The 24,961-nt window shown below is 70.6% G+C and carries 6 protein-coding genes; 4 read left to right on the top strand and 2 right to left on the bottom strand.

Annotated elements, in window-relative coordinates; genetic code table 11:
- Positions 1-55: 55 nt before the first annotated feature.
- A complete protein-coding gene (locus tag ACQP1S_RS20860) occupies positions 56-1,252 on the bottom strand; it encodes a cytochrome P450 (RefSeq protein ID WP_432898112.1) in 1,197 nt (398 codons plus the stop codon).
- 240 nt (positions 1,253-1,492) lie between these two features.
- On the opposite strand from ACQP1S_RS20860, the gene ACQP1S_RS20855 reads away from it, so the two are divergent.
- The 4 genes from ACQP1S_RS20855 (at position 1,493) to ACQP1S_RS20840 (ending at position 23,972) form a co-directional block, all read left to right on the top strand.
- Positions 1,493-20,500, top strand: a complete 19,008-nt coding sequence (locus tag ACQP1S_RS20855) for a non-ribosomal peptide synthase/polyketide synthase (protein ID WP_432898109.1) — start codon at positions 1,493-1,495, stop codon at positions 20,498-20,500.
- A 308-nt stretch (positions 20,501-20,808) separates the two neighbouring features.
- On the top strand, positions 20,809-21,633 hold the full coding sequence (locus ACQP1S_RS20850) for a 2OG-Fe dioxygenase family protein (RefSeq protein ID WP_432898106.1): 825 nt from the start codon (positions 20,809-20,811) through the stop codon (positions 21,631-21,633).
- Positions 21,634-21,752: 119 nt separating this feature from the next.
- Positions 21,753-22,643 carry a dihydrodipicolinate synthase family protein gene (locus tag ACQP1S_RS20845; protein WP_432898103.1) on the top strand — a complete coding sequence of 297 codons (891 nt, stop codon included), beginning with the start codon at positions 21,753-21,755 and terminating at the stop codon, positions 22,641-22,643.
- A gap of 66 nt (positions 22,644-22,709) precedes the next feature.
- On the top strand, positions 22,710-23,972 hold the full coding sequence (locus tag ACQP1S_RS20840) for a pyridoxal phosphate-dependent aminotransferase (RefSeq protein ID WP_432898100.1): 1,263 nt from the start codon (positions 22,710-22,712) through the stop codon (positions 23,970-23,972).
- Here ACQP1S_RS20840 and ACQP1S_RS20835 read toward each other — a convergent pair.
- Positions 23,966-24,934, bottom strand: coding sequence for a GNAT family N-acetyltransferase (locus tag ACQP1S_RS20835; RefSeq protein ID WP_432898097.1), 969 nt, complete (start codon positions 24,932-24,934; stop codon positions 23,966-23,968). The genes ACQP1S_RS20840 and ACQP1S_RS20835 overlap by 7 nt on opposite strands.
- Between the last annotated feature and the right edge of the window lie 27 nt (positions 24,935-24,961).

The following is a 24,961-nucleotide window of genomic DNA, read 5'->3' as shown; positions in this document are numbered from 1 at the left end:
AAAGACCGACGACGCGGGTGCCGCGCTCGATTCGTCGACGTGCCCGGCGGGGCGCTCAACCACGCAGACGCACGGGCATCCGCTCGGGGCCGTTGACCACGATCGAGCGCAGTAGCGTGGGCTCCTCGGCCAGGTCGATCCGCACCGACCGGTTGATCAGCTCCTGGTAGAGCAGCCGTAGCTCGACCCGGGCCAGCACGTTGCCCACGCAGAAGTGCTCGCCGAAACCGAGCGCCAGGTGCCGGTTCGGCTTGCGGGTGACGTCGAAACGGTCCGGGTCGGCGAACACGCTCTCGTCCCGGTTGGCCGACGGCAACCACAGGGTCACCAGATCGTTCGCGGCCAGCGTCGTGCCCCGGATGTCGACCGGGCGAGTGACCGTCCGCACGATGTGGGTGGCCGTGGAGGTCCACCGCAGGACCTCGTCGACGGCGGACGGCAGCAGGCCGTGGTCGGCGGCCAGCATCGCCCACTGGTCGGGGTGCTCCAGCAACGCCAGCATGCCGCCGGATGCCGCGATCCGGGTGTTCTCGGTACCGCCGACCAGGAGGTTGTCGCAGTTCAGGATCACGTCGTCGGCAGGTAGTCGCTCACCGTCGATCTCCGCCGTGGCCAGCACGCTGACCAAGTCCTCACCGGGCCTGCGCGCCTTGGCCATCCGCAGGTCGTCGAAGTAGGACATGATCTGCAGGTGGGCGATCCGCTGGCTGCCCGCGTCGCCGGCACCGAACGCCTGACTGGTGAGGCCGTAGAGCAGCTCCCAGTCGGCCTCCGGTATGCCCATCATGTCGCAGATGACATACAGCGGCAGCCGGCCGGCGATGTCGGTGACGAAATCGCAGGTGCCCAGCTCCAGCGCCCGATCGACCACCGTCTGCGCGATCTTTTCTAGCTTCGGTTCCAGGCTGCGCATCGCCCGTACCGCGAACCAGGAGTCGACCAGGTTGCGCAACTGGCGGTGCCGGGGCGGGTCGGTCAGCGCCAGCGTCCGGCCCCCGCCAGGGTCCTCCCCGTGTCCGGCCGGCCGTAGCAGGATTCCCTTGGCGGAGCTGAACGTCTCCGGGTCCCGGTAGGCGGCTCGTACGTCGTCGTAGCGGGTCAGCGCCCAGAAACCGGGCAGCTCGGTCGCGGGGTGTCGATAGACCGGCGCGTGTGCGCGCAGCCACCGCCACTGACTGAATGGGTCTCCGTTGCGATACAGGTCGGGATCGACCAGGTTGATCGTGGGGCGCGGTTCCAACTCGGCGGGCATGCCGAAACCTCACCACCACCGTGGCGGGGCGTCGATACCGGTTCAACCGGCGAGTCGACGCAGTTGAACAGCTGTTGGTCATCTGGCGCCGGCGGAAGGCTACCGGCAGCATGATTCGCGGCCCACCCTGCGAGGCGGATGTTGTGGTGCCACGTCACGACCAGACGGTGCAGCGGATGAAGCCAGATTGCCGTCATGCCCCGCCGTTCCGGTCGTTCGTCGAGCGATGGGAGAGTGCGGATGCCTGCAGCTGAGGGTGAACTCCGGGAACTGATGGCTGGCCAGCTCGGCATCTGGTACCTCCAGCAGTTCGCTCCCGAGAGCCCGGTCTACCACGTCGGGGAGTACCTCGAGATCCGTGGTCCGCTGGATGCTCCCCGCTTCGTGGAGGCGATGGGGCGGGCGATCCGCGAGATCGACACGCTGTCCATCCGCCTCCAACCGGTGGCCGGCGACCCGCGACAGTACGTCGACCACGCCCGGCCGGCGCCCACCGGTTTCGTCGACCTCAGCGGCGACGTCGACCCGCCGGCCGCCGCCGACCGGCTGATGCGGGCGGACCTGGCGCAGCCACCCGAACTCGACGGTGGGCCGCTGGGCAACTTCCAGCTCATCAAGCTGGCCGAGGACCGCTTCTTCTGGTATCAGCGGGCGCACCATCTCGTCGCCGACGGGTACGCCGGCGGCCTGATCGCCAGCCGTACCGCCACCGTCTACGCCGCCCTCGGAGCCGGTACCGATCCGACCGAGGGCGCCCCCGACTCCGTGACCGTCCTGCTGGACGCCGACCGCGAGTACCGGGCCTCCGAGGAGTTCGCCGCCGATCGGGCGTACTGGCGTGCCGTCCTCGCCGACCTGCCCCGGCCGGCCGGGGCCGAGGTGGCGTCGGGCCGGCGGCTCGCGGGCCCCGCCGCCCGCCACACCGACAACCTGCCCAGCGCGGCATCGGTCGAACTGAAGGCCGCCGCCCGCCGGCTCGGCACCAGCCTGGGCGGCCTGATGATCACGGCCGCGGCGCTGTACCGGCATCGGGCCACCGGCGAGAACGACGTGGTGATCGGCGTACCCGTGCGTGGCCGCAACGGCCGGCAGACGCTCGCCATCCCCGGCATGACCTCCAACGTGATGCCGGTGCGCTGCCGGATCCGCCCCGACATGCCGGTCGGCGACGTGGTCCGGCAGGTCTCCCGGGCCGTCCGCGACGGGCTGCGCCGCCAGCGGTACCGCTACGAGGACATTCTGCGCGACCTGAAACTGCTGGACAGCAACGGCCTGTTCGGCCTCGAACTCAACTTCGTGTCGTTCCTCTTCCCGGTCGAGATCGCCGGCTGCACGACCACCGCGCTCAATCTCTCCAGTGGCGCCGTCCCCAGCGTCCGCATCAATGTCTTCGACGTCCCCTCAGCCGAGGGCACCCAGGTCACCGTCGAGGTCAACCGGGAGGCGTACCCGTCCCTGGCCGAAGCGGACGTCTGCCGCCGCTTCACCGCCGTGCTGGACTGGCTGCGCGGCGCCGAGTCGGACGAGCCGGTCGCCCACATCGACGTCCTCGACGCCGACGAGCGGATCCGGCTGCTCGACACCTGGAACGACACCGCCGTCGCGCTACCCGAGGCCCTGGTGCCCGAGTTGGTGGCCGCCCGGGCGGCAGCCTCCCCGGACGCTGTCGCGGTGGTCTGCGGCGACGAGCGCCTGACGTACGCCGATCTCGACGCGCGGGCCAACCGGCTGGCGCGGTTCCTCGTCGCCCAGGGCGTCGGCGTCGAGTCGGTGGTCGCGCTGTGCCTCCCGCGCGGCGTGGCAGCGGTGGAGTCGATGCTGGCCGTCTGGAAGGCCGGCGCGGCCTTCGTCTCGATCGACCCGGACTACCCCCCGAACCGGGTGTCGTTCATGGTCGCCGACAGCGGTGCCGCGCTGGTCCTCGGTGTCAGCGACGTGCTCGACGAACTGCCCGCCACCCGGGTCCGGGCGGTCGCTGTCGACGACCCCCGCACCGCCGCGTCGGTGGCGGCCTGCGTCGCGGATCCGCTGCCGGTCCCGACGGCTCGTGACGCGCTCGCCTACATCATCTACACCTCGGGGTCGACCGGGCGGCCGAAGGGCGTCGCCGTGACCCACGGTGGTCTCGCCAACTACGTGCTCTGGGCGGCCGGCGCGTACCGTGCCGCCGAGACCGGCGGCAGTGCGCCGCTGCACTCCTCGCTGGCGTTCGACCTGACCGTGACCAGCCTGGTCGTGCCGCTGATCTCCGGCGGCACGATCTGGGCCAGCCCGGCCGGCGGCGCCGACGGCCTGACCGACCTGATCCGGGACGCGGGCGGCTTCGGGCTGGCCAAGGTGGTGCCGGCGCACCTGCCGCTGCTGACCGCTGCCCTCACCGACACCGAGGTGGCCCGCGCCGCCCGTACCTGGGTGGTCGGCGGAGAGGCACTGGCCGGCGCGGACGTGCGTGCCCTGCTGGCCCGCGCCCCCGACTCGGTGGTGGTCAACGAGTACGGTCCCACCGAGACGGTGGTGGGCTGCTGTGTGTACGAGGTCGCCGCCGGCGACCCGGTCGCCGCGTCGGTGCCGATAGGCCGACCGATCGCCAACACCCGGATGTACGTGCTCGACGGCGCGCTCAGCCCGGTGCCGGTCGGTGCCGCCGGTGAGCTGTACATCGCCGGAGCACAGCTCGCCCAGGGGTACGTCGGACGACGCGGCCTGACCGCCGAGCGCTTCGTGGCCTGCCCGTTCGGCAGCGCGCAGCGGATGTACCGCACCGGTGACGTGGCCCGGTGGACCACGGACGGCCAACTGGAGTTCCTCGGCCGCGCCGACGACCAGGTCAAGATTCGCGGCTTCCGGATCGAACCCGGCGAGGTGGAGGCTGTCCTCGCCGCCCACCCGTCGGTCGACCGCGCGGCCGTGGTGGCCCGCGAGGACATCGCCGGCGACCTGCGACTGGTGGCGTACGTCGTCCCGGACGACCCGGACGACCTGGGCGACGTCGATCTGCCGGCGGCGGTCCGGAAGTTCGCCGCCGTCCGGCTGCCCGAGCACATGGTGCCGGCCGCCGTGGTGCCGCTGGCCACCCTGCCGCTGACCGCCAACGGCAAGCTCGACCGTGCCCTGCTCCCGGCCCCGAACTACGGCGGGGGTGGCATCGGCCGGCGTGAACCTGCCGATGCTCGTGAGGAGCTCCTCTGTGCCGCCTTCGCCGACGTGCTCGAACTGCCCACCGTCGGAGTCGACGAGGACTTCTTCGCCCTCGGAGGGCACTCGCTGCTGGCCGTCCGGCTGATCAGTCGGATCCGGACGCTCCTCGGCGTCGACCTGGAGATTCGGCAGCTCTTCGACGCCCCCACCCCGGCCACTCTCGCCGCTCGGCTGGCCGGTGGCGGCCCTGGACGACCGCCGCTGCGCGCCGGTGTCCGCCCCGATCCGATCCCGCTGTCGTACGCCCAGCGTCGGCTGTGGTTCGTCGCGCAACTGGAGGGGCCGGGCGCCACCTACAACAGCCCCGTCGCCCTGCAACTGTCCGGCCCGGTGGATTCGGTCGCCCTCGACGCGGCACTGCGCGACGTGATCGGCCGGCACGAGGCGCTTCGCACGGTGTTCCCCACCGCCGACGGAGAGCCGTACCAGCGGATCCTCGATCCGAACGAGCTGCGCTGGGAACTCGCTGTTCGCGCCGTCGCGTCCGAGGACCTCGAGGCCGCGGTGGCCGCCGCGGCGGCGTACCCGTTCGACCTCGCCACCGAGGTGCCGATCCGGGCCTGGTTGTTCACCACCGCGCCCACCGATCACGTTCTGGTGCTCGTCGTGCACCACATCGCGAGCGACGGCTGGTCGGTCGCCCCGATGTCGCGCGACATCGCCACCGCGTACGCGGCTCGTCGGGTGGGTCAGGTGCCGGGGTGGTCGCCGTTGCCGGTGCAGTATGCGGATTTTGCGGTGTGGCAGCGGGGGTTGTTGGGTGTGGAGTCGGATGTGGGGAGTGTGGGTTCGCGGCAGGTGGGGTTTTGGCGTGGGGTGTTGGCGGGTGTTCCGCAGGAGTTGGGGTTGCCGGTGGATCGGGTGCGTCCGGTGGTGGCTGGTCGTGGGGGTTGTGGGGTGGGGTTGGTGGTGTCGGCGGGGGTGCATGCGCGGGTGGTGGAGGTGGCGCGGGTTGAGGGTGTGACGGTGTTCATGGTGTTGCAGGGGGCGTTGGTGGTGTTGTTGTCGCGGTTGGGTGCGGGGGTGGATGTGCCGGTGGGGACGGTGGTGGCGGGTCGTGTGGATGAGGCGTTGGATGAGGTGGTGGGGTTTTTTGTGAATACGTTGGTGTTGCGGACGGATGTGTCGGGTGATCCGTCGTTTGTGGAGTTGTTGGGGCGGGTTCGTGAGGTGGGGTTGTCGGCGTTTGAGCATCAGGATGTGCCGTTCGAGCGGTTGGTGGAGGAGTTGGCGCCGGAGCGTTCGCTATCCCGACACCCGCTGGCCCAGGTCGTGCTCACCCTGAAGAACACCACCGAGGACGGCCCGGTCCTGGCCGGCACGGTCGGCCGACCGTTTCCCACCGGACCGGCAGCGGCCCGCTTCGATCTCGAATTCAATGTCGAGGAGCGTCGCGATGAGACCGGCGCTCCGGCCGGGCTGTCCGGACGGCTGATCGCCGCCGCCGACCTGTTCGACGCGGCAACCGCCCAGCGCCTCGCCGACTGGTTCGCCCGGGTGCTCGGTGTGCTGGTCGCGGACGTCGATCGGCGGCTCTCGTCGGTCGACGTGCTGGACGATGTCGAGCGCCGGCAGGTTCTGGTGGAGTGGAACCCGGAGCCGGTGGCGGTGCCGCAGTCATCGGTGGGTGACCTGTTCGCGGCGCGGGTGGCAGAGGCGCCGGCGGCGATCGCGGTGGTCGCCGACGGTGAGCAGCTGACCTACGGCGAGTTGGACGCGCGCGCGGGTCGGTTGGCGAGCCTGCTCATCGGGCACGGGGTTGGGCCGGAGTCGCGTGTCGGCTTGGTGCTGGACCGGGGTCCGGACCTGCTGGTGGCGATGTTGGCTGTGGTGCGGGCTGGCGGTGCGTACGTACCGGTGGATCCGCGCTATCCGGCGGAGCGGGTGGCGTTCACGATCCGTGACGCGGAGCCGGTGGTGGTGCTGGCCACGACGGCGACGGCCGGACAGTGGAGTGACTGCCCGGCGCCGATGATCATGCTCGACGACGGGGAGGTCGTGGCGAAGCTGGCCGGGTTGCCGGTCGCCGCGCCAGTGGCGGTGCGGCCGGACCACCCGTTGTACGTGATCTACACCTCGGGGTCGACTGGGCGACCGAAGGGTGTGACGGTCACCCACGGCAACGTGATCGGAATGTTCGCCGCCACGGCGGAGTCCTTCGGTGGGTTCGGGCCGACTGATGTGTGGTCCTGGTTCCACTCCGCGGCGTTCGACTTCTCGGTGTGGGAGTTGTGGGGGGCGTTGCTGCACGGTGGCAGGGTGGTGGTGGTGCCGTTCGAGGTGTCGCGGTCGCCGGGTGAGTTCGCCACGTTGGTGGCCCGGGAGCGGGTGACGGTGCTCAGTCAGACGCCGTCGGCCTTCTACGAGGTGATGGATCTGTTGGACACCGGCGCGTTGCGGGCGGTCGTGTTCGGCGGCGAGGCCCTCAATCCTGGCCGGCTGGCGAGCTGGTTCGCCCGCCACGGTGCCCGGTCACCGCGCATGGTGAACATGTACGGCATCACCGAGACCACGGTGCACGTCACCTTCGAGCAGGTGACCGAGGGTGGCGTCGCCAGTGTGGTGGGTCGGGCGTTGCCGGGGCTGCGGGTGTTCGTGCTCGATGACCGGTTGCGGCCGGTGCCGCCGGGGGTCGCGGGCGAGGTCTACGTCGCCGGCGGGCAGGTGGCGCGGGGCTATCTGGGTCGGGCCGGGCTGACGGGCGAGCGGTTCGTGGCCTGTCCCTTCGAGCCGGGTGTGCGGATGTATCGCAGTGGGGACCTGGCCCGGTTCAACGGTGCGGGTCGGCTGGAGTTCCTGGGTCGGGCGGACGACCAGGTGAAGATCCGGGGGTTCCGGATCGAGCTGGGTGAGGTGGAGGCCGCCGTCGCGACGGTGGGTTCGGTGGCACAGGCAGCGGTCGTGGTTCGCGAGGACACCCCGGGTGACGCGCGACTGCTGGCCTACGTGGTGCCGGCTGACGGGGTGGATCGCGCCGGCCTGCCGGCAGTGGTGCGACAGGAGACGGCTCGGCGGTTGCCGGGACACATGGTGCCGGCGGTCGTGATGGTCATGGACGCGTTGCCGTTGACGACGAATGGCAAGTTGGATCGGGAGCGGTTGCCCGCGCCGCTGCAGGTGGCGGGGGTGGGGCGGGCGCCGGCGAACCCGCGGGAGGAGGTGATCTGCGCGGGGTTCGCGGCGTTGCTGGGGGTGGACGCGGTGGGTGTGGACGATGATTTCTTCGCTCTGGGTGGGCATTCGTTGTTGGTGGTGCGGTTGGTGGAGTGGCTGCGTCGGCGGGGGATCGTGGTGGCGGTCCGGGCGTTCTTCCAGACTCCGACGCCTGCTGCTCTGGCTGCTGCCACGGGTGTCCGGCAGGCGCGGGTGCCGGCGAACCGGATTCCGGTCGGTGCCGCCCGGATCACCCCGGACATGCTGCCGCTGGTGTCGCTGACCCAGGACGAGGTCGACCGGATCGTGGCCGCTGTCGACGGCGGCGCGGCCAACATCGCCGACGTCTACCCACTCGCCCCCCTACAGGAAGGTCTGCTCTTCCACCACCTGCTGGCCGCCGACGGGCCCGACGCCTACGTCCTGCCCACCATCCTGCGCTTCGTCGACCGACGCCTGCTCGACGACTTCCTGGCCGCGTTGCAGCAGGTGGTGGACCGGCACGACATCTTCCGCACCGGCCTGGCCTGGGCGGGACTGCCGGAACCGGTGCAGGTCGTCCTGCGGCACGCGACCCTACCCGTATGCGAGGTCGTGGCGGCCGGACCGGATGACCTGCTGGCCGCCGCCGGGCGGACCATCGACCTGAGCCGCGCGCCGCTGCTGGACGCCACGGTGGCCCCCACCACCGACGGACAGTGGCTGGCCCTCATCCGGGTTCACCACGTCGTGCAGGACCACACCGGACTCGACGTACTGCTCTCCGAGGTGCGCACGATCCTGTCCGGCCGGGCCGACGAGTTGCCCCGGCCGCTGCCGTTTCGCGACTTCGTCGCCCAGGCCCGCGCCAGCGGCACCGAGGAGGAGCACGAGCGGTACTTCGCCGCTGTGCTGGGCGACGTCGACGAGTCGACCGCCGCGTACGGGGTGCTGGACGTCCGCGGCGACGGCACCGACCAGCGGCGGGCCGAGGAACCACTCGATCCGACCCTGACCGAAAGGCTGCGGCGGGTCGCCCGTGAGCTCGGCACCAGCCCTGCGACGATCCTGCACACGGCCTGGGCACGGACCCTCGCCGTGTTGAGCGGCCGGGAGGACGTCGTCTTCGGCACCGTGCTGTTCGGCCGGATGAATGCCGGTTCCGGGTCGGATCGGGTGCCCGGCCCGTTCATCAACACCCTGCCGGTGCGCCTGGACACCCGCCGGTTGACCGCCCGGGCCGCTGTTGCCGCGATGCGCGACCAGCTCGCCGGGCTGCTCGAACACGAACACGCCCCGCTCGCCGTCGCGCAGCGGGTCAGCGGTGTTCCCGCCGACCAGCCCCTGTTCACCACGATCTTCAACTACCGGCACAACATCTCCGGCACCGAGATCGGTATCGACGGCGTCACCGTCGTCTCGTCCCGCGAGTTCGACAACTTCCCGCTGTCGGTCTCGGTCGACGACGACGCTGAGCGGATCGCCTTCGCCGTAGACGCCGCCGGATCGATCGACCCGAGCGCCGTCGGTGCGCTGCTGCACACCGCCACCGAAGGGCTGATCGGCGCGCTCGAATCGGCGACTGACATCCCCCTGGCCGCCGTGGAGGTGCTGCCCGATGATGAGCGGCACCGGATGCTCGTCGACTGGAATGACACGGCGACGCCGGTTGCGGGGACGTCGCTGCCAGAGGTGTTCGCGGCCCAGGTCGCGGCCACGCCGGAGGCGACGGCGGTGGTCTGCGACGGTGTCGCGCTGAGCTTCGCCGAGCTGGACGGGCGGGCGAACCGGCTTGCGCGGCTGCTGGTCGACCGCAGGCTCGTCCTGGAGTCGCTCGTGGGTCTGCTGTTGCCACGCGGGGTGGACGCGCTGGTGGCGATCCTGGCGGTGCTGAAGGCCGGTGGGGGGTATCTGCCGCTCGACCAGGAGTATCCGGCCGAGCGGATCGCCCTGATGGTGAACGACGCGGCTCCGGCGGTGGTGCTGGCGGTGCGGGAGACCGCGGACTTGGCCCCGGACGGTGTGCCGGTGCTGGTGCTCGACGATCCGGCTGTCGAGGCCGAATGGGCGAGCGCGCCATCGGATGACCCTTCGGTACCTGTCGGTCCGGAGTCGGTGGCGTACGTGATCTACACGTCGGGCTCGACGGGCCGGCCGAAGGGCGTGGTGGTGACCCACGGCGGGCTGCGCAACCTCTACGCCTTCCACCGGTCCGGGGTGATGGCAGGCGTCGAGGGCCACCGACTGCGGTTCGCGTTGACCGCATCGTTGTCCTTCGACACGTCCTGGGAGGGTCTGCTGTGGATGGTCGCCGGCCACGAGCTGCACGTGATCTCCGACGAGGTGCGGCGGGACACCTCGGCGATGGTGCGATACGTGGCCGAGCGGGGCGTCGGGGTGATGGACGTGACGCCGACGTACGCCGAGCAGCTGGTGGCCGACGGCCTGTTGGACGCCCCGCCGGACATCCTGCTGCTCGGTGGTGAGGCGGTCGGATCCCGGCTCTGGGAGCAGCTGCGCGACGCCACGGGGATGTGGTTCGTGCCCTTGTACGGTCCCACCGAATACAGCGTGGACGCCCTGGGGCTGCCGACCGGTGACAGCGCGGGACCGCTGGTGGGTGTGCCGATCGCCAACACCCGCGCCTACGTCCTCGACGGTGGGCTACGACCGGTACCGGTCGGGGTGGCCGGCGAGCTGTACCTCGCCGGTGTCGGGGTGGCCCGCGGCTACCTGGGGCAGCCGGGCCTGTCGGGGAGCCGGTTCGTGGCGTGTCCGTTCGGTGGCATCGGCGAGCGGATGTACCGCACGGGCGACGTGGTGCGGTGGGACGCCGCAGGACGGTTGGAGTTCCTGGGCCGAGCCGACGGCCAGGTCAAGATCCGCGGCTTCCGGATCGAGTTGGGGGAGGTGCAGGCCGCGGTCGTGGCCCACCAGGAGATCGTGCGGGCTGCGGTGGTGGTACACACCGACGCGGCCGGTGACCGGCGGCTGGTGGCCTACGTGGTAGCCGACGACGGGGATGCCGAGCTGCCGGAGCGGGTCCGGAGGTTCGTCGCCGAGCGGCTGCCCGGGCACATGGTCCCGGCGGCGGTCGTGGTCCTCGACGACCTGCCGGTGACGGTCAACGGCAAGCTCGACGAGCGGGCGTTGCCCGCCCCCGACTTCGCTGCCCGAAGCGGCGTCGGCGGGGCCGTGGCCGATCCCCGGCAGGAGTTGCTGTGCGGCGTCTTCGCCGAGATGCTCGGCCTGCCGGCGGTCGGTGTCGACGACGACTTCTTCGCGCTCGGCGGACACTCGCTGCTTGCCGTACGCCTGCTCGGTCGGCTGCGCAACGTCCTCGGCGCCGAGGTGACGCTGCGGGCCCTCTTCGACGCGCCGACCCCCCGCGCGTTCGTCGCCCGGCTGACCGAGGCCGGCCCGGCCCGTCTGCCGCTGACCGCCGCCGCCCGTGCCGAGCGGGCACCACTCTCCTTCGCCCAGCGCCGACTCTGGTTCCTCGACCGGCTGGAAGGCCCCAACGCGACCTACAACCTGCCCGAGCCGCTGCGGCTGTCCGGACAGGTCGACGTCACCGCGCTCGACGCCGCCTTGCGTGACGTCCTCGGCCGGCACGAGATCCTGCGCACCGTCTTCGACACCGTCGACGGTGAGACCGGCCAGCGGGTCATCGCGCTGGACGACCTCGACTGGCGACTGAGCGCCGTCGAGGTAGGCCCGGAGGCGCTGGACGAGGCGATCGCCGAGCTGGCCGGACAACCCTTCGACCTCGCCCACGAGGTGCCGGTCCGGGCCCGGCTGTTCTCGACCGCCTCCGACGAGCACGTGCTGCTTCTCGTGACGCACCACATCGCCAGTGACGGCTGGTCGATCGGCCGGCTCGCCCACGACCTGTCGGTCGCGTACGCCGCTCGGTGTGCCGGGCACGCCCCGACCTGGCAGCCGCTGCCGGTCCAGTACGCCGACTACGCGCTGTGGCAGCGCGAGCTGCTCGGCGACGAGCAGGACCCGGGCAGCCTGCTGTCCACCCAGGTCGCCTACTGGCGGGACGCGCTGGCCGGCGCTCCGGAAGAGCTGGCCCTGCCGTACGACCACGCCCGACCGGCGGTGTCCGGACACGGGGGCCACTGCGCCACCGTCGAGGTGCCCGCCGTCCTGCACGCCCGGCTCCGCGAGCTGGCCCGGGCCGAGGGTGTGACGGTCTCGATGGTGCTGCAGGCCGCTGTCGCCGTGTTGCTGTCCCGACTCGGAGCGGGCACCGACATCCCGATCGGAACGGCGACCGCCGGTCGTACCGACGAGGCGCTGGACGACCTGGTCGGCTTCTTCGTCAACACGATGGTGCTGCGCACGGACCTGTCGGGCAACCCGACCCTGCGCGAGGTGCTGGCCCAGCTCCGGGAGAGCACGCTGGCCGGTCTCGGTAACCAGGACGTGCCGTTCGAGAGGCTGGTCGAGGAGCTTGCTCCGATCCGGTCGCTGGCCCGCCACCCGCTGTTCCAGACGATGTTGACGCTACAGAACAACGCCGTCGCGACGCTGGACCTGCCGGGCCTGCGGACCGAGGAGTACTCGGTGCGGAGCGCCGTGGCGAAGTTCGACCTGGAGTTCAGCCTCGCCGAGACCTTCGACGACGCGGGCGTACCGGCCGGCCTGACCGGAGAACTGATCGCGTCGGCTGACCTTTTCAAGCCCACAAGCGTTGTCCAACTGCTGCGTCGTTTCGTCCGGATGCTCGAACTGCTGACGGACGATGCCGGGCAGCGAGTGAGCGCCATCGACCTGCTGGACGCGGAGGAGCGTTCGCGGGTGTTGTCCGGTTGGAATGACACGGCGGTGTCGTATCCGGTGGACGACACCATTGTGTCGTTGTTCGCCCGTCAGGTGGCGGCTACGCCGGATGCGGTGGCGGTGGTGTTTGAGGGTGTGTCGGTGTCGTATCGGGAGTTGGATGTGCGGGCTGGTGCGGTGGCGAGGTATTTGGGGTCGGTGGGGGTGGGGCCGGAGTCGGTGGTGGGGGTGTGTTTGCCCCGTGGGCTCGACCTGGTGGTGGCGTTGTTGGGGGTGTTGAAGGCTGGTGGTGCGTATTTGCCGGTTGATCCGGAGTTTCCGCAGGCGCGGGTGGAGGTGTTGGTGCGCGACGCGGGTGCCCTCGTCGTGTTGGAGTCGGTGGTGGGGTTGGACGGTCCGGATGTGGGGTCGGTTGAGGTGTCCTCGGGTGGTGCGGCGTATGTGTTGTTTACGTCGGGGTCGACGGGTCGGCCGAAGGGTGTGGTGGTGTCGCATGGGGGTGTGGTGAATCGGTTGCGGTGGATGCAGGACCGGTTTGGGTTGGTGGTGGGTGAGCGGGTGGTGCAGAAGACGCCGTTTACGTTTGACGTGTCGGTGTGGGAGTTCTTCTGGCCGTTGGTGGTGGGTGGGACGGTGGTGGTGGCCCGTCCGGGTGGTCATCGTGATCCGGCGTATCTGGCCGACCTGATCCGTGAGGAACACGTGTCGACGGCGCATTTTGTGCCGTCGATGTTGGAGGTGTTCCTTCCGGTGGCCGCGTCCTGTCCCGGACTGTCCCGGGTGGTGTGTTCGGGTGAGGTGCTTTCGGAGTCGGTGCAGGACCAGCTTCTGACGGTGTTGCCGGACACCGAACTGCACAACCTGTATGGGCCGACGGAGGCGTCGGTGGATGTCACCGCGGCCCGGTGTGAGGTGGGTGCACCGGTGACGATCGGGTCGCCGGTGGCGAATACCCGTGCCTATGTGTTGGACAGCGCGATGCAGCCGGTGCCGGTGGGGGCGGCGGGTGAGTTGTATTTGGCTGGTGTGCAGTTGGCGCGGGGGTATGTGGGTCGGGCGGGGTTGACCGGGGAGCGGTTCGTGGCCAACCCGTATGAGTCGGGTGAGCGGTTGTATCGGACCGGTGATCTGGTGCGCTGGACTGCGGGCGGGGAGTTGGATTACCTGGGTCGTACTGATGATCAGGTGAAGTTGCGGGGTGTGCGGATCGAGTTGGGTGAGGTGCAGGCCGCCGTGGTCGGGCATCCGGAGGTTACCCAGGCTGCGGTGGTGGTGCGTGGTGATCGGCTGGTCGCCTATGTCGTCGGTGGTGATGGCAGTGGGGTGCGGGAGTTTGTGGGGCGGCGGTTGCCGCAGTACATGGTTCCGGCGGCGGTGGTTGTTTTGGATGAGTTGCCGTTGACCAGTAGCGGGAAGCTTGATCGTCGGGCTCTTCCGGCGCCGGAGTTCGAGGCCGGTGCGGGGCGTGCTGCGGTGAATGCGCGGGAGGAGTTGTTGTGTGCGGGGTTCGCTGAGGTGCTTGGGCTCGCGGCGGTGGGGGTGGATGACGATTTCTTTGCGTTGGGTGGGCATTCGTTGTTGGTGGTGCGGTTGGTGGAGTGGTTGCGGCGGCGGGGTGTGTCGGTGCCGGTGCGGGCGTTCTTCCAGACGCCGACTCCGGCGGCGTTGGCGGCCACGGGTGGTGTGGACACCTTCGAGGTGCCGGCGAATCTGATTCCGGCGGACGCGTCGGTGATCACTCCGGGCATGTTGCCGTTGGTGGACCTGACGCAGGAGCAGATCGACCGCATCGCGGCGTCGGTGGATGGTGGGGCGGCGAACATCGCCGACATCTATCCCCTCGCCCCGCTACAGGAGGGCATTCTCTTCCACCATCTGTTGGCCGAAGGCGGCGACGAAGCGTACATCCGGCCAATGGTGCTGGAGCTGGACTCCCGATCCCGGCTCGACGACTTCATCACCGCGCTGCAGAAGGTCATCGACCGGCACGACATCTACCGCACGTCGATCGCGTGGGAGGGACTCACCGAGCCCGTCCAGGTGGTGTGGCGGCACGCCGTGCTACCGGTCACCGACGTTGTCCTACCGTCCGGTGTCGACGACCTGGTGGCCGAGCTGATCACCGCAACCGGGATGGCCATGCCACTGGGCCGAGCGCCACTGCTGGACCTCGGCGTGGCCCAGATCCCGGGCAGCGAGCGTTGGCTCGCTCTGATCCGCGTCCATCACATGGTCGAGGACCACACCGGCATGGATGTGGCCCTGGCGGAGCTGAAGACGATCCTCACCGGTCATGGCAACGATCTGCCGCCAGCCCTGCCGTTCCGTGACTTCGTCGCAAAGACCCGCTACAGCGCGGCTGAGGAGCAGCACGAGCGCTACTTCACCGCCCTGCTCGGCGACGTGGACGAGCCCACCGCGCCGTTCGGGGTGACCGACGTGCTCGGCAGTGGCAGTGGCGTGACGCGTGTCGTCCACGAGTTCCCACCCGCGTTGTCGAGCCAGGTCCGGGACGTCTCCCGGCACCTCGGCGCCAGCCCGGCGACACTCCTGCACGTGGCCTGGGCCCGGGTGCTCGCCGCCCTGTCCGGCCGGTACGACGTGGTGTTCGCGACGGTGCTGTTCGGCCGGATGAACGCCGGCGCCGGCTCCGACCGGGTGCCCGGCCCCTTCATGAACATGCTGCCGGTGCGGGTGCGGATCGACCACCAGGGCGCGTCCGCCGCGGTCACCGCGATGCGTGACCAACTGGCCGAGCTGATGGAGCACGAGCACGCCCCGCTGGCGGTGGCGCAGCGGGCCAGCGCGGTCGCCGCCGACCTGCCGCTGTTCACGTCGATCTTCAACTACCGGCACAACGCCACGGTGGACCCCGAGGACGAGGCGATGGCCGGGATCCGGATGGTGCACTCCGAGGAGCCGACCAACTACCCGCTGTCGGTGGTGGTCGAGGACGACGGTGATCAGCTCGCGCTGGCCATCGACGCTGTCGCGCCGATCGACGCGGAGCTGGTCAGCGGGCTGCTGCAGGCTACGACGCAGAATCTCGTCGACACCCTCGACGCCACCCTCAAGGAGGGCTTGGACGGACCGCTGGAGGGGGTGGACGTCTTCGACGAGCGCGATCACGAGCGTCTCCTCCGGGAGTGGAACGACACCGCCGTCGAGGTGCCAGATGCGACGATCCCCGAGTTGTTCGAGCGGCAGGTCCGCCGGGCACCGGACGCCCCGGCCGTCGTGGCCGACGACGGCGAGCTGACGTACGTCGAACTCGACGCGCGGGCCGAACGGCTGGCGCGCTCCCTGGCCGCGCGTGGAGTCGGCCCGGAGTCGTTGGTCGCGGTCTGCATGCCGCGCGGTGTCGCGCTGACCGTGGCCCTGCTCGGTGTGCTCAAGGCCGGTGGCGCGTACCTGCCCGTCGATCCGGACTACCCGGTCGAGCGGATCGCGTACATGCTGCACGACGCGCAGCCGCCGGTGCTGCTGGCCACCACCGCTACCGCCGGTGTCCTGGCCGACGTGGCGACCGTGCCGGTGCTGGTCACCGACGGCCCCGAGCTGACCGCTGAGCTGGCGGCCTGGGAACCGACCACGCTGCGGCTGGGGGAGCGGGCCCGAGCGGATCACCCGGCGTACGTCATCTACACCTCGGGGTCGACCGGCAGGCCCAAGGGTGTCCTGGTGTCACACGCCGGAGTGCCGAGCCTGGTCGCCGGGCACGTCAACTACCTCGGCGTCGGCGCGGGCTGCCGGGTGGGCCAGTTCGCCTCGGCCAGCTTCGACACGTTCGGCTGGGAGTGGATGATGGCGCTGCTGACCGGCGCCGCCCTCGTGGTGATCCCGGCCGAACACCGGCTCGGGACGGCGCTGCCGACGTTCCTCGCCGAGCGACGGGTGACGCACGTGACCCTTCCGCCGGCGGTGCTGGCCACGCTCGACGAAACCTCCATCGCCTCCGACGTGGTGCTGGTGGTGGCTGGTGAGGCGTGCCCGCTCGACGTGCTTCGGCGCTGGGCGCCGGGACGGCGGATGTTCAACTCGTACGGCCCGACCGAGACCACAGTGGACGCCACCCTGTGGCGGTTCGCGCCGGACGCCCGGGAGGTGGCCATCGGCACCCCCGTGCTGAACAGCAGGGCGTTCATCCTCGATGAGCGGCTCACCCCGGTCCCCGTCGGAGTGGCAGGTGAGCTGTACGTGGCGGGTGCGGGGCTGGCTCGCGGCTACGTCGGGCGGGCGGGCCTCACCGCCGAACGGTTCGTGGCCTGCCCGCACGGTGCCGCTGGCGAGCGGATGTACCGCACCGGCGACCGGGCCCGGTGGACGGCCGACGGCGAACTGGTGTTCGCCGGCCGCGCCGACGACCAGGTCAAGATTCACGGCTTCCGCATCGAACCCGGCGAGATCGCCGCCGTGCTCTCCGCCCATCCCGGTGTGGCGCAGGCCGCGGTCGTGGTCCGCGAGGACCGCCCTGGTGACAAGCGGCTGGTCGGCTACCTGGTGCCAACCGATCCGGAGGCGGCGGAGGAGCTGCCGGGCCTGATCCGCGGCCTGGCGGCGCAGCGGCTGCCGGACTACATGGTCCCGTCGGCGCTGGTGCTGCTGGACGCGTTGCCGCTGACCTCGAACGGCAAGTTGGACCGCCGGGCGCTGCCGGCGCCGGACCTGCGCGGTTCCGTCGGACGGGCTCCGGCCGACCTACGCGAGGAGTTGATCTGCGCGGCGTTCGCCGAGTTGCTCGGCGTCGACCGGGTCGGGGCGGACGACGACTTCTTCGCGCTCGGCGGTCAGTCGCTGCTGGCCGTGCGGCTGGTCAGCCGGCTGCGGGCGATGCTCGGGGTTGAGGTGGAGATCCGCGTCCTGTTCGAAGCGCCCACGCCCGCTGGTCTGGCCGCGCGGCTGGCCGGTGCCAGCGCCGCACGACTGTCGCTGACCGCCCGGCCCCGGCCACCACGGGTGCCGCTGTCGTACGCCCAGCGCCGGCTCTGGTTCATCGACCAGCTCGAAGGGCCCGGCGCGACGTACAACATGCCGATCGCGGTGCGGCTCACCGGTCGGGTGGACGTGCCGGCGCTCGACGGGGCGCTGCGCGATCTGATCGGCCGGCACGAGGCGCTGCGGACCGTGTTCCCGACCGCCGATGGTGAGCCGTACCAGCGGATTCTCGATCTGGCTGACATGGACTGGGAGTTGGCCACGGCGGCGGTGCCCGCCGCAGAGCTGCCGGCCGCCGTGGCTGCTGTCGCCGGGCGGCCGTTCGACCTCGCGGTCGAGCCGCCGGTGCGCGCGTCGCTGCTGACCATCGGACCGTACGATCACGTCCTCGTCTTGGTGCTGCACCACATCGCCGGTGACGGCTGGTCGCGGGGCCCGCTCGCCCGGGACCTGTCGGCCGCGTACGGGGCCCGCGTGGCGGGCCGGTCGCCGGACTGGTTGCCGCTGCCGGTCCAGTACACCGACTACGCCCTCTGGCAGCGTGAGCTACTCGGCGCCGACGACGATCCGGACAGTCTGCTGTCCCGGCAGGTCGGGTACTGGCGGTCGGCACTCGACGGCGTGCCGCAGGAGCTGTCCCTGCCCACCGACCGGCCCCGCCCCGCCGTCGCCTCGCACCAAGGCCACGAGGTGCCGGTGCACCTGCCGGCCGCCCTGCACGCCCGGCTGCGCGAGGTGACGCGCGCCGAGGGGGCGACGGTGTTCATGGCGTTGCAGGCGGCCCTCGCCGTGTTGCTGTCCCGAGTGGGTGCCGGCACCGACGTGCCGATCGGTTCCACAAGCGCCGGACGCACCGATCTGGCCCTCGACGACCTGGTCGGGTTCTTCGTCAACACCGTCGTCACCCGGGTCGACCTGTCCGGCGACCCGGCGTTCGACGAGGTGCTGAACCGGGTACGGGACGCCGGCCTGGCCGGTCTGGCGAACCAGGATGTGCCGTTCGAGCGGCTGGTCGAGGAGCTGGCGCCGACTCGATCGTTGGCCCGGCACCCGCTGTTCCAGGTCATGCTGACCCTGCAGAACAACGCCGCCGCGGTCATGGACCTGCCTGACCTGCGGATCGAGGAGGTGCCGGCAGAGCTGTCGGTCGCCAAGTTCGACCTGGAGGTGATCGTCGCCGAGTCCTTCGACGCGTCGGGCGCGCCGGCCGGACTGGACGGGGTGCTCATCGCCGCCGCCGACCTGTTCGAAGCGGAAACGGTCAATCAGTTGGCCAGGCGCTTCGTCCGGACGGTGGAAGCGGTGACCGCCGACCCGGCGGTGCGGGTCGGCTCGGTCGACGTATTCGACCCGGCCGAGCGGGAACTGGTCCTGGCTCGGTGGAACGACACCGGCCGCCCGGTGCCCGGCACGCTGGTGCCGGACCTGATCGCCGCCCGGACCGTCGAGAGTCCCGACGCGGTGGCGGTGCGGTACGACGACACGGCACTCAGCTACGCCGAACTGGACGCCCGCGCGCGGCGACTGGCCCGGACACTGCGCGACGCGGGCGCCGGCCCGGAGACCATCGTGGGTCTGTGCCTGCCGCGCGGCGTGGACATGGTCGTCGCGATCGTGGCGGCCTGGCAGGCGGGCGCCGCTTACCTGCCGATCGACCCGGAGCAGCCGGCCGAGCGCATCGCGTACCTGATCGACGACGCGGTGCCGGCCGTGATCGTGACCGATCAGGCGCACGCCGAGCTGTTGCCGGACGGGGTCGTGCGCATCCTGCTCGACGCGCCGACGTCGGACGCCGGGGCCGCCCCCGTTGCCCCGGTGCTGTCGCCGGCCCACGCCGCCTACGTCATCTACACCTCCGGCTCCACCGGGCGGCCGAAGGGCGTCGCGGTGCCACACGGCGGCCTGAGCAACCTGGTGGAGGTATTCCGGTCGGTGCTGCGGGTGGCCCCGGGGACTCCGGTGCTGCAGTTCGCGTCGTTCAGCTTCGACGCCTCCGTGCTCGACCTGGCGGTCACGCTTGCCTGCGGTGGCACGCTCGTGGTCGCCACCGCGGCCCAACGCGCCGAGCCGGCGCTGCTGCGCGAGCTGGTCCGACGGACCGGCGTCCGGTCGGCCAGCGTGGTGCCGTCCCTGCTCGGTGTCCTGTCACCGCACGACCTGGTCGGAGTGGAGTCGATGGTGGTCGGCTCGGAGAGCATCGAGCCGTCCCTGCTGACGACCTGGGCTCGGGGCCGACGGCTGACCCACGCGTACGGGCCGACCGAGGCGACGGTCATCGTCGCGGCCGGGCTTGTCGATCCGGACCGCGCCGGTAGCGGTGCCACCGTGCCGTTCGGCGGACCATTGGCCAACAGCCGGGCCTTCGTCCTGGACCGTGCGTTGGCACCGGTGCCCCCGGGAGTGGCCGGCGAACTCTACGTCGCCGGCGACCAGCTCGCCCGCGGCTACGTGCGCCGCCGGGGGCTCACCGCGGAGCGCTTCGTGGCCTGCCCGTACGGCGTGGCCGGGGAGCGGATGTACCGCACCGGCGACCTGGTGCGGTGGACCGCCGACGGGGAGTTGGTGTTCCTCGGCCGAACCGACGACCAGGTGAAGCTGCGGGGGTTCCGGATCGAGCTGGGCGAGGTTCAGGCGGCGCTGGCCGCGCACCCGGGCGTGGGACGGGCCGTTGCGACGTTGCGCGAGGACACGGCCGGCGACCGGCGTCTGGTCGGTTACGTGGTGGCGGCCGACGGGGCCGACCGCGGCGGGCTGTCCCGTGAGGTTCGGGCCACGGTGGCGGCCACCCTGCCGGAGTACATGGTGCCGTCCGCCGTCGTGCTGGTGGACGCGATTCCGCTGACCCCCAACGGCAAGCTGGACCGGCAGGCGCTGCCGGCACCCGATCACGTGGCCCGAGCCGGTCTGGGCCGGCCACCGGCGACGCCTGAGGAGGAGGCGATCTGTGCGGTGTTCGCCGCCGCGCTGGGCCTGGACCGGGTCACCGCCGACGACGACTTCTTCGAGCTGGGCGGCCACTCACTGTTGGCGATCGACGTCATCGGCCGGATCCGGGACCGGCTCGGGGTCGAGGTGGGCATCCGGGAGTTGTTCGAGTCGCCCACCCCGGCCGGGTTGGCCGGGCGGATGGGTGCGGCCGCCGCTGCTCCGGCCCGGCCGGCGCTGCGTCCGATGCGGGGCCGTACCGACTGATCGAACGAGCGGGCCGTCGGCGCGCGGGTGACAGTCACCCGCGCGCCGACGACGCCGCCCTTCGGATCGTGGCTCCGTCGACCGCCAGCAGATCATCGGCGGCGCACCGGCGTGTTCAACTGCGGTCGGAAGCAGTTGAGCGTGTACGCCCGACGAGCCGGCATCGGCGTATTCCTTGGCCGCCTCGCGGCGTCCAACCATTTCCCCGAGGACGATTCCTGGCCACCGCACCAAAGACATGTTTCACTGTAATCGACAAATTCTTAAGGCCGTCGGTGGGGCGTGAACGCTCTGGAGAGGGACAATTCATGGACGGGAGTCGGCCCGAGGCGGCTATGGTGTTGCCGGATCGGCGGGACACGGATGCCCAAGCGCTGCCCGAGCGCGGCTTCGCCCGCGGTCGAGCCGCCGAATTCGGGTTCTCGGCGGACCAGTGCCCGGAAGACTTCCAGCAGCTCGCGGCCGCATTCGCCGGCTTGCCTGAGGATCCGTACGCGCCCGGTGGTAAACGTTTCCGCCGCTACTCTCGCCTGGTGTACCTGCCGTGGAATGAGGGGCTGTTCTGGATTCCCGGCATTCCGGACAACAGGTACGGCTCCGTCGCGGAATACCATCAAGGGCGTTACAACCCTGACTTCACGCAATTGCGGCGGCGCTTTCCTGAGGTTCCGGAGATGTTGCAGAGGAACGCGCTGCTGTTGCAGATCATCCGGTCCGACATTGCTCAATTGCAGTGGCTTGAAGAAATGGCCCGGACCCCGATATACATCGGTCTGCACATGGTGAAGCTTGCCGTCGGCAACCGCGGCGATGTCGCCGTCTCCTCGCCGAACTGCCTGCACCAGGACGGCGGAGCGAACATGTTCACCTTCGCGCACCTCGTCGACTGTCACAACGTGGTCGGTGGCGAGAACGTCATCGCCACTCCGGAGAGCGCCGGGCGACAGCCCGAGGAGTTGGCGCCGGAGGCGATCCACGCCCAGTTCACCCTGGCCGAGCCGCTGGAGACGTACGTGGTGCACGACCATCGGGTCAGCCACCACGTCAGCCCGGTGCGGTTGGGCGACGCCCCGGGCCCTGGCCAGCGCTCGATCCTGATCATCGGCGTCGCGCCTTTCGTGCCCGATTTCTGAGCCTCATCGACGGCTACATCCACAGACGTTCCCGTCGCAACGGGTCCCCGGCCGGGGACCCGTTGCGACGGCGCCGCGGTTCGTCTGGCCCGCGGCACACGACGGAGAGAGGACGCAGCATGGATCTCGTACCGGGTGGGGCCAACACCCTCGTGGTGACCCCCTTCGACGACTCCGGAGAGCTCGATCACAAGTCGATGGCCTCGCTCATCGACTTCGTGCTGGGAGGGGGAATCCAGGGCATCATCGCGCTCGGCACGACCGGCGAGTTCTTCACCCTGTCCGGTGCCGAGCGGGTCGAGGTGATGCGTAGCGTCGTGACCCAGGTCGCCGGCCGGGTGCCGGTCACCCTCGGCGTGGGCGCGGACGGCACCGCCGCGGCGGTCGAACTCGCCCGGGCGGCTCGGGAGGCCGGTGCCGACTGTGTGATGGTGCTGCCCCCGCTCTACTTCGACCAGTCGCCGGCCGCGCAGATCGAGCACTTCACGACCGTGGCCCGCTCAACCGACCTGCCGGTCATGCTGTACGACGGTGCCGCCAAGATCCCCGTCCCGGCCGAGGTCGTCGCGGAGGTGGCGAAACGGGCCTCCAATGTCAGGTACGTGAAGCTGGCGTTCACCGACCCGGAGCGGGCCAGCGACATCCGGCGGCTGGCCCCGGGCGTGGTGCCGCTGGCCGGCGAGGACAGCGCGCTCCTGAGCACCTTCCGGGCTGGCGCGGTGGGCAGCACCATCGCCACCGGCAACATCCAGCCCCGTGAGGTCATGGCGGTGCACGAGGCGTACCACCGGGGTGACCTGGACGAGGCGTACACCATCTTCACCAACACGCTGCTTCCGGCGATGGTCGCCATCTCCATTCCGGAGCGCAACTTCATCGCCCGGTTCAAGGCGGTGGCGGCCGCCATGGGTGTGATCGCCAGCGGCCACGTCCGGTCGCCGTTGCGCCAGATCGACGCGGAGTCGCGCGAGGAACTGCTGATGGTGATGAAGAAGATCAACGTGCTCTGACTCGCGCCAGGGTCCGGTCCGCTCCCGGTCGCCGAACCAGCGGCGCCCCTCTCTCAGGAGGCACAGATGCCGTCAGTCGGCTCGTACGCGCAAGCGGTGGGGAGGTCCGGTTTCCGGGCCATCAGCGAGTGGTTGCAGGAGTTACCCGGCCCGGAGGTGGCCCTGCACATCGGCGCGCCGGACCTGCCCTCGCCGGCCCACGTGGTCGCCGCCGTCGAGCAGGCCGTGCGTCGGGGCACGGCGCGCTACGGGCCGAACCGCGGCGAACCGGAGTTGGTCGAGGCGATCCGGGCCAAGCTGGTCCGGCAGAACGACGTCCGGGTCGGCACCGAGCAGGTCTTCGTGACTGCCGGTGCCACCCAGGGCGTCCACCTGGCCCTGTCCGCGATACTCGCGCCCGGGCAGGAGGTGCTGGTGCCCGACCCGGGCTGGCCGAACTATGCGATGGCGGTCCGGTCGCTCGGTGGCGTGGCACGGCCGTACGCGCTGGCGGCCGACGGTTCGGCGGCCACCCAACTGGCCGAGCTGGAACGTGCCATCACCCCTGCCACCCACGTGATCGTGGTGAACTCCCCGGGCAACCCGACCGGAGCGGTGCTGTCGGCGGAGACCCTGCACGGACTCGTCGACCTGGCCCGGCGTCGCGACCTGTGGGTGGTCTCGGACGAGTGCTACGAGTCGTTCCAGTTCACCGGCCCCCACCTCAGCCCCGCCGCGCTCGATGACGAACGCGTCATCAGCTGTTTCAGCTTCTCCAAGACGTTCGCGATGCCCGGCATGCGAGTGGGCTACCTGGTGGTGCCCCGAGCGCTGTCCGCGCTCTGCCTGCGCCTCCAGGAGATGGCGATCTGCTGTGTGAACATCGCCGCGCAGGCCGGCGCGCTGGCCGCGCTCGAGGGGCCGCAGCAGGCGCTGACCGACATGCGGACCACCTACCTGCGGCGACGTGCCGGCGTCACCCGGACGCTGCGGGACGCCGGTATCCCGTACACGGATCCGCAGGGCGCCTTCTACGTCTTCGCCCGGGTCACCGCCCCGCCGTTCGGACACGACGACAAGGGCGGTGACTGGGACTGGACCCGTGAGCTGCTGCGCGAAAAGCGGGTGCTTGTCGCTCCCGGCTCCACCTTCGGCGCTCGCGGCGGTGGCTGGGTGCGGATCGCGCTGACCGCCGACGACGAGGCGCTGGCCGAGGGCATAGCACGGCTTGTCGCGTTCTGCCACGCCGACGCCGACGCCGACGCGTCGTTGACGGTGCCCACCGGCACCGCGGACGAACGCCGTGACCCCGTCGGCGCTCGTCCGCGTCCTGGACCGGCCGCTCAGTAGTAGGTGCGGCTCCAGGAGGTGAAGGCGTGCGTCGGGACGAAGCCCAGTTCCTCGTTGATGGAGATGATCGGGTGGTTGTCGGCCGCGTTCAGCGTGTCGCAGGCCGTGACCTGCGGCTGGTGCCGTAGGAAGAACCGGAGGTTCTCCACTTTGGAGACCAGGCCCAGCCGCCGCCCTCGATGAGGCGGATCGACGATCGTGTTGTGCTGGGAGCCGTGCCAGGGATGCTCTGACTGGAAACTCAGGCTGGTCCAGGAGACCAGGCGATCGCTGCCCTCGTGCACCATGCCGGTGTGGTAGACGGTGCGCCCGCGCTCCTGGGTCAGCCGCTCGGTCTCGTGGTAGTCGTCGGTGTCCTGCCCGTTGAGGTACGCCACACTGTCGACAAGTTCCTTCGGCGTGCGGTCGATCCAGCTGACCACCCGATAGCCGGTCGCCTTCGCCCAGCCGCGTTCGAGGGCGAGGTCGAGACGGCGTTCGTCCGTCCCCTCGGTGTGCAGTCGGTAGTTGAGGTCGGGGCCGTCGGTCGAGTAGCCTTCCGCCCGCGCGAAGACCGAGGCGCCCCCACTGCCAACGCTCACGGCGGGATGGTCGACGAGCGCGTCCGAGGACAGCGTGCGGCAACCGTGGCCGTGGGCCACGTCCTCCACGGCCCGCAGGATCTGCCGACCGAAGCCGCGGCGACGGTGATTCGGGCTGACTCCCAGCTCGAGAGCAGCGGTCGTGGCGTCGTTCTGCTGAAACGCCAGGCCGAACTGGCCCACCGGCTCGCCGTCGGCCCGTACGACGAATCCCAGTTCGGTGAGGCCGGGCCAGGGATGCCGCAGGGCCCGTTCAATGTCGGAACGCGTGGTCGACGGAATGATGGGGAGATCGTAGCGTCGTACCGCTTCGCTGACATGTACCCATTCCTCGATGGAAGTCGGACTTTCGAGCGATAGTGGCGATATATCGATCGTCATACCTCAAAGATGACCGTGCCGCGCTGG

This window comes from Micromonospora matsumotoense (genome assembly GCF_050951065.1).
Lineage (GTDB): Bacteria > Actinomycetota > Actinomycetes > Mycobacteriales > Micromonosporaceae > Micromonospora > Micromonospora matsumotoensis.
This window is presented reverse-complemented; position numbering and strand designations above follow the sequence as displayed.

Bases quoted from the DNA above. Each gene is read 5' to 3' on its own strand.
- ACQP1S_RS20845 (WP_432898103.1), top strand. From the start codon at position 21,753: ATGGATCTCGTACCGGGTGGGGCCAACACCCTCGTGGTGACCCCCTTC.
- ACQP1S_RS20840 (WP_432898100.1), top strand. From the start codon at position 22,710: ATGCCGTCAGTCGGCTCGTACGCGCAAGCGGTGGGGAGGTCCGGTTTC.
- ACQP1S_RS20850 (WP_432898106.1), top strand. From the start codon at position 20,809: ATGGACGGGAGTCGGCCCGAGGCGGCTATGGTGTTGCCGGATCGGCGG.
- ACQP1S_RS20835 (WP_432898097.1), bottom strand. From the start codon at position 24,934: ATGACGATCGATATATCGCCACTATCGCTCGAAAGTCCGACTTCCATC.
- ACQP1S_RS20860 (WP_432898112.1), bottom strand. From the start codon at position 1,252: ATGCCCGCCGAGTTGGAACCGCGCCCCACGATCAACCTGGTCGATCCC.
- ACQP1S_RS20855 (WP_432898109.1), top strand. From the start codon at position 1,493: ATGCCTGCAGCTGAGGGTGAACTCCGGGAACTGATGGCTGGCCAGCTC.